The sequence below is a fragment of the Bacillus cereus group sp. BfR-BA-01381 genome (assembly GCF_022663555.1).
Lineage (GTDB): Bacteria > Bacillota > Bacilli > Bacillales > Bacillaceae_G > Bacillus_A > Bacillus_A pacificus.
The window spans coordinates 1-255 of record NZ_JAKUFR010000307.1 but is presented as its reverse complement, the minus strand read 5'-3'; the positions used below and the strand labels follow the sequence as shown (position 1 = coordinate 255).

The window sequence follows — 255 nt, the reverse complement described above, 5'->3', positions numbered from 1 at the left end:
TGCTTTGCCTCTGTTACCCCGCCCTTTGGTACAGTCGCAAATATTTCCTTCGTTGCTGGATTATTTACTTCTATTTGCTCTTGCAATGTAATCCACTCACCATTTATATACATCGCCTTTTTCTCTACATTTACAAACGTCGCTTTTTTATCCAATGTTTTCTTCCTCCTCTATAAGTTTCTTTATTTTCCTAGTGGCAGCAGATTGACTTATTTTTAAAAACTCCGCTACTTTATAACTCGATCCATATGTTTT

1 pseudogene is annotated in these 255 nt (G+C 36.1%); it reads right to left on the bottom strand.

The features are described 5' to 3' along the window. Positions 1–155 (bottom strand): annotated as a pseudogene (locus MR079_RS28830) (succinate-semialdehyde dehydrogenase (NADP(+))); the annotation flags it as partial. Between the last annotated feature and the right edge of the window lie 100 nt (positions 156–255).